At 35.9% G+C, this 6,522-nt stretch carries 7 protein-coding genes; 3 read left to right on the top strand and 4 right to left on the bottom strand.

Annotated elements, in window-relative coordinates; translation table 11 throughout:
* Window positions 1-360: 360 nt before the first annotated feature.
* Window positions 361-582, bottom strand: a complete 222-nt coding sequence (locus Q1A47_RS19620; protein ID WP_026682803.1) for a hypothetical protein — start codon at window positions 580-582, stop codon at window positions 361-363.
* Between the two features lie 263 nt (window positions 583-845).
* Here Q1A47_RS19620 and pdaB point away from each other — a divergent pair, with 263 nt between their 5' ends.
* Window positions 846-1,604, top strand: coding sequence for a polysaccharide deacetylase family sporulation protein PdaB (gene pdaB, locus Q1A47_RS19615; protein ID WP_166531018.1), 759 nt, complete (start codon window positions 846-848; stop codon window positions 1,602-1,604).
* Window positions 1,605-1,683: 79 nt separating this feature from the next.
* Here pdaB and Q1A47_RS19610 read toward each other — a convergent pair whose 3' ends face one another.
* On the bottom strand, window positions 1,684-2,340 hold the full coding sequence (locus tag Q1A47_RS19610) for a KinB-signaling pathway activation protein (RefSeq protein ID WP_026682801.1): 657 nt from the start codon (window positions 2,338-2,340) through the stop codon (window positions 1,684-1,686).
* Window positions 2,341-2,505: 165 nt separating this feature from the next.
* Between Q1A47_RS19610 and gerD the strand changes: the two genes are divergently transcribed.
* Window positions 2,506-3,147: a spore germination lipoprotein GerD gene (gerD, locus tag Q1A47_RS19605; RefSeq protein ID WP_026682800.1), complete on the top strand. Its 642-nt coding sequence runs from the start codon at window positions 2,506-2,508 to the stop codon at window positions 3,145-3,147.
* A gap of 138 nt (window positions 3,148-3,285) precedes the next feature.
* On the opposite strand, the gene Q1A47_RS19600 is transcribed toward gerD, so the two are convergent.
* Both Q1A47_RS19600 and cwlD read right to left on the bottom strand, forming a co-directional pair.
* Window positions 3,286-4,344, bottom strand: a complete 1,059-nt coding sequence (locus tag Q1A47_RS19600) for an Mrp/NBP35 family ATP-binding protein (protein WP_166531019.1) — start codon at window positions 4,342-4,344, stop codon at window positions 3,286-3,288.
* A 127-nt stretch (window positions 4,345-4,471) separates the two neighbouring features.
* Window positions 4,472-5,203 (bottom strand): N-acetylmuramoyl-L-alanine amidase CwlD, encoded by a 732-nt coding sequence (cwlD, locus tag Q1A47_RS19595; protein WP_166531020.1) that lies wholly within the window; start codon window positions 5,201-5,203, stop codon window positions 4,472-4,474.
* A gap of 204 nt (window positions 5,204-5,407) precedes the next feature.
* Here cwlD and Q1A47_RS19590 point away from each other — a divergent pair, with 204 nt between their 5' ends.
* Complete coding sequence (locus Q1A47_RS19590; protein WP_166531021.1) at window positions 5,408-5,845, top strand: DUF948 domain-containing protein; 438 nt, start codon at window positions 5,408-5,410, stop codon at window positions 5,843-5,845.
* The last annotated feature ends 677 nt before the right edge of the window (window positions 5,846-6,522 follow it).

Genomic DNA, 6,522 nt, shown 5'->3' with positions numbered 1-6,522 from the left:
CTTCTGGTTATTTTTAAGAAAAAACAGTTGCATGTTTTTCTCTTGACATACTGGTTGTTTTGTTCAGTTTTCAAAGATCAATTTTAATGTTTTGTCGTTTTTTGCGACAAGATATAATTTATCATGATTCCAAGTGATTGTCAACATGTTTTTTAAAATATTTTTTGATGAAAACTATTTTATAATGTGTTGCGTCATTTGTTGACAACAAAAAATAATATAGCATATAAACGTCTGGACTTCAATAGTTTATTTAAAAAAAGTTTATTTAAGTTCAATAAATTTAAAGAGTCTTTCTTCTGTTAGAAAGTAAAAGAACCCCCAATACTATGAAATACCTATGGAGATTCTTTTAATTTTTTATTGATTCTCACTGCGTTTCGGCATATATTTCAAGCACTCATTTTCGTTAGCTACTCTCCGAAATAATTGAAATAGGATATTGTATCTTTCCTTCATTGCTCGTTTAACCATATGATCAATTCGATGATCTTCTAGATCCATTAGCAACTCTTCCAATTCTCTTCTTAATAAGTATTCTACTTCTTTTTGTTCTATCTCATTGATTAACAATCCTAACAATGCGTTCACCTCATATTTCAATTCAGGTTATCTTTACCTTTTAAAAAAACAGTTATATCAGATTTATTCGCAGAAATGGTTGAATTTTGTCGGTTGTTCCCTTTTCTTACGAGAAAATTCCTTCTACTGCATACTATTCCCAAAAAAATCAGATTTACATCCGTAAAACAGAACAATTTTACTAAGTTTTTTTCATTACTTGTTCTTATTTCATTCTTCTCAGCATAGCTTTTTATAAAGGACAAGTTATAAGGAGCGGTAGAATGGAACATTTCTATGTATGGCGATTTAATAGATGGAAACGCTGGCTTGTTGTGATTTTATTTGCCTTATTTACTGCTACGTTTATTTGGTTTGAAAGAAATGGAAGTTTTTCTGTATTCTCTAATAAAGAACCAACTGCACTAACGAAAGGCAATGCAAACGAAAGTGATATTGCTTTGACATTTAATATTAGCTGGGGAGAGGAAAGAGTATATGATATATTAAAAACCCTTGAAGAAAAGAATGTACAAGCTACCTTTTTTGTAAGCGGTGAGTGGGCTGAAAGACATCCAGATATTTTAAAAAAGATAACAGAAGGCAAGCACGACCTAGGAATATTAGGTTATCGTTACAAAAGTTATCTTGATCAAGATATAGAGGAAGTACAGAGAGATTTAAAAAAGGCGAGAGAAGCCTTTGATAAATTAGGTTACGATGATGTAAATTTATTACGCCCACCGAGTGGCCATTTTAATAAAGAGATCATTGAAGTAGCTGAAAACATGGATTATAAAGTGATTCATTGGAATGTCAATCCTAATGACTGGAAAAATCCTGGGACTGATTCTATTGTTGATACCGTAATGAAGAAAACTACTAACGGAGATATCTTGCTATTCCATGCATCAGATTCTGCAAAACAAACGGCAAGTGCGTTGAAGACGATTCTCCCAGGGCTAAAAAACAAGGGCTTCACCTTTGTTTCAATTACTGAATTAATTAATCAGGCACATGCTGAACCAAAATTAGTGGATTAAGCCATTGGCTGAAAATCTTTTCACTTCTATATGTAACGCTTTAAAACGCCGGTATGCATCATATACCGGCGCTTTTGATTTATGCTTTCTTTGGGTTCACATGCTTCTTCTGACTTGATCTGTTTGCTTCCGTTGAAGCCTTTACAGAGTCACTATTATTTATTCGATGTAGTGCTAATAGCTGATATGTATTACATGCAAGTAAAGGAATAATCATAAGCCAAGCATAATCTGTACCTTCTGTTCGAAGCCCAGGTACCCATTCAACTGTTGTAATAACGACCATTAAAAATAGAGCTGGAATAAAAGCCTGTCGATTCGTTTCTTTTGCTTTAATCTTCGCGACAATCCAACCGTATGCCAAAATGGCAACAGCCATCAAGATAAACCAATAAATAGCTACCTCACCATCTGTAGCTTGATAAGGAAAGTAAACTAAATCAAATATAACAAATGCTATAAGCAGAACTTGAACGGTTGACCAGAAAGACCGAAACATTCCTAACCCAAATCGATTAATAAATAAATATGCGAAAAAACCAGTTTGACTTATAACACTAAACACTAAACCAATACCTATAAAGAAAATAACTAAGCCAAATAATTCCATTACGTTAAACGGTTGAAGGTTTGCTGCATAATCTTCAGCTTTTACAAAAAAACTGGTTAACAATCCAGCTAACCCACCTATGAACAATGTTTTAAAAAAGAAATGCACCAATTTTCGACTATTCAAAACTGCTTCCTCCTACCACTATGTAAAATGACCAATAATTAACTGTCTCTATTTTAAGCTGTTTAAAGGTATTTTATCATGAAGGGACACTTTTTTCCTTCCTAAAGCGAATATTTTTCATTTCTGTCACTCATATTAAGTAAGAAGAGGAAGGAGGATTTCCTAATGATTCGATCCATTTATTTAGCCGTTATCATGATATCTGTCATCTTGATTAGTGGCTGTAACGGCGGAAATGCCTCTGAAAAGGAAGGACAGTATGACACAACCAAAAAAATGGTTGTTGATATATTACAGACTGAAGATGGTAAAAAAGCACTACGAGAAATTATGACAGATGATACCATGAAACAAGAGCTAGTCATGGAATCTGATGTAGTGAAAAAATCCATTAATGAGGCCCTTGTTTCTGAAAAAGGGAAAGAAATGTGGACAAAGCTTTTTCAGGATACGGATTTTGTAAAAGAATATACAAAATCGATGAAAGATGAACATATAAAGCTGATTAAAAGCTTAATGAATGATGCAGACTATCAGAAACAAATGCTCGAGCTGTTACAAAACCCAGAGATGACAGAACAGATGCTAGAAGTAGTAAAAAGTCAACAATTCCGCGCTCACTTAGAAGAAACCATTCAACAAACATTAGAAACTCCACTATTCCAAGAAAAAATGCAGGAAACATTGTTGAAGGCTGCTGAAAAACAAAGCAAAGGCCAGCAACAAAAAGGCGGAGGCGGAAGTGAAGAAGGCAACCAAGAAGAACAAGGAAGCGAAAGCGGTGGCGGATCTGGCGGGGGACAATAGCCACACATTGTAGCACTTTCTTTATTTAGATTAAACAAGCAGCATTGCAGATATTAAAAAGCGGACGCCAAAGCGACCGCTTTTTCATTATTATTATAACCATGCCTTGAATTACTATTGATTTCTGGTTATGCCGTACTATTCTTCCAGCATCGCAACAATTTTTGAAGCTATTTTGTGATATGCTTGTCCATTCGGATGATCCTGCTGGTAAATGGAAGGAGCAAATTCATCTTCTTCCTCATAAGGCTGCTGTAATGGCAATTGACCAAGTACTTTTGTTTTAAGCACTTCAGCAAGCTTTTTACCTCCACCTTGACCGAATACATATTCTTTTTCACCAGTAGCCTTACTTTCAAAATAGGCCATATTCTCAACGACACCAAGAATTTCATGATCTGTCTTCAACGCCATTTGTCCTGCACGGGCAGCAACAAAGGCCGCTGTTGGATGAGGTGTAGTAACAATTACTTCTTTACAGGTTGGAAGCAATTCATGAACATCCATAGCAATGTCACCAGTCCCCGGTGGTAAATCAAGTAGTAAATAATCTAAATCGCCCCATTCTACCTCTTTAAAAAAACTGTTCAACATTTTACCGAGCATTGGTCCGCGCCAAATAATTGGTGAGTTATCCTCAACAAAGAAGCCCATGGAAATTACTTTTACACCGAATCGTTCTACCGGAATAATCTTCTCACCACGTACAGCCGGGCGCTCCTCTACTCCCATCATATCTGGAACACTAAACCCATAAATATCAGCATCGATAATTCCTACCTTTTTCCCTAAGCGCATTAAAGAAATTGCTAAGTTAACGGTTACAGTAGACTTACCAACGCCACCTTTACCACTTGAAACAGCAATGAATTTCGTATTTTTATGACCACCCATTAAAGCAGCCTCTTGCTCTGCTTCAACTGATGGCTGATACTTCTTAATGATATCGTCTGGTAACTGTTCGAAACGCAAGCCAACCGTTACAGCTCCATGTTTCTTTAGAATGCCTACAATTTCCTGTTGAAGCTGCATCTGCTCAGCTGTATTCGTTTTAGCAATACCAATTTTAACACTGATATGCTTCTTATCTTCCTTAATAGTCACTTCCTTTACGCCTTCTGTTTTCTCAAGCGTTATATGTAAAAACGGATCTTTAACAGGGTTAAGCAGTTGTATAACTTCATCTTTTGTTAACACAATAAATCACCATCCCTTTTAAACTGTCTGCCCTTATTGTTATTTCATTCAAGGCTAGTATAACATAAAACATAGAAATTCTAAGTAATATGCTGTGTAATAAAAGGGATAGTAATCGTTTTCTTAGCTAGTTATCCTTTTCTTCTTTCATATCTTCTGTGGCATACCTTAGAATACCTTCATAGATACTCGCTGCCATTTTTAGTTGATAGTTCCTATCCTTCAACAATTCCAGCTCTCGCTCATTAGATAGAAAACCTATTTCTACCAAAGCCCCTGGAACTTCGGCATGCTTTAACAAATATACGCTGTTAATAGGTAATGGTGTACGGTTCGTGTTTTCTAAATTGCGAATAATCTCAGACTGAATCATTTTGGCTAAATGCTTATTCTCATCCATGCCCGGAAAATAAAATGTTTGCGCTCCGCTCCAGCGAGAGGATGGCAATGCATTTAAGTGCATCGTAATAAAAAAGTCTGCTTCTTTATCCTTTATAAACGCTAGCCTCTTTCGAATATCCTCTGATTTTCTTCTTGCTAGTCCTTTGGTATCTTCCGCAGCTAGGTCTTTATCTTCTTCACGTGTTAGATAAACCAATGCTCCAGATTGTTGCAAGTACTTTTGCAGTTTTTTAGACACTTCTAAGGAAATATCCTTCTCTAGCGTATCATCCTTACCTACTGCCCCCCCATCTGGTCCGCCATGTCCTGGATCAATAACAATCGTTTTTCCAGATAGCGGTAACGACCATGATGAGCCTACCCACGAGGACTCATTTTTCTGAATCGGAAATTGAATAAGAAATAGTAATAATAGTGCACCTAATCCCCATATGACTATCTTCATAATATGTTTCATGACCCTCGTCCCCTTTTTTTATGCTTTTCTATTTTATGGGACATACCGGTAAAATATGCTATTACATCCTATGATCCACCGTTTACTTTTTATGGTTTCGTGGTATATTAAAGAAATACATAAGAAAATATCAAAACACCCAATTTGTAGCACTGAACTAAATCGGTGCAAGCTGTATGTATTTTCATGAAAGGGGTAGAAAAAATGGATTGGTTAGGTATTGGTGTTGTTATTATTGGAATAGCACTTTTCATACTTGTAGTTATTTTAATTAAACCACTTAATAAACTTGCTGGGATATTAAATAATTTACAGAAAACAACTAGTGGTCTTCCTCAACAAATGGAAGAGCTTACTTCTCAAGCTACTGAAGCCCTACGATCAGGGAATGACACGCTTCATGAAGTAAATCAACAAGTTAAAGAATTAACTCCCATATTTCAGTTAGTGGGCGATGCAACAAGGGCAGCCAATTACGCATCCTCTTCGCTAGTAGATGCTGTCATGAAAGTGAAGAAGGACACAGATGGAAATGAATTTACTAAAAGGAATCATTTGGAGGGTATTTATGGGCTTGCCACTTTGGCCTACTACATTATTCAGCAAAGTAAAAGACGAAATACAATAGACATGGAGTCTTAAAAGGCATTACTTATGAGAACACATATTTGATATAGGGATAATGAGACCACTTTAGGGTCAATTATCCCTTTTTTAATTGTATCTATTCGATTAAGAATTTCTCTTAAATGCTATTATCACTTATTTTTTTGAATTATGAGGGGGAGTGAATATTATATATTATAAAATGCGGGATCATACGTGAATATATCTATTGTAAAACTAAGGATAGGTCATACAAAGCTATAGCCACTATCTGTACAAGAGGGAAACATATACGGCACTCCCTTTATGAAGCCAGCGGATTTTCATTTCAAGAAAAAAGAATCACAATGACAGAAACAGAAGAAAAACAAGTTTCTTTAAGATATGCAAGGCAACTACGATTAAAACCAAGAACAAAAGCGCAAGCGTCCGATTAGAAACGTAGCGACTGGTGCAAGTCAACGGAGTTAAAGGAATCACGGTGAGTTTGCGAGCCGATGATGACTGTAGGGCGATTCGTGAAGTCGTATCGTTTCTGGGCGCTGAAGCCGGAAGCGGCTCAACGCATCCCTATTTATCTACATGGGCTAATTTTTTAATTTCCTAAACTATTAAAAAAAGGGGCTGGGACATAATTAGCCCTTATGAAGTTAAAAAAGATTCCAGTTATCAAAAAATGATAGCTGGAATCTTTTTTGTTATAATTTAGGCTT

This window comes from uncultured Virgibacillus sp., assembly GCF_947495635.1.
GTDB lineage: Bacteria > Bacillota > Bacilli > Bacillales > Amphibacillaceae > Virgibacillus > Virgibacillus salarius.
The sequence above is the reverse complement of the archived record's forward strand: the minus strand, read 5'-3'. Positions and strand labels throughout refer to the sequence as shown.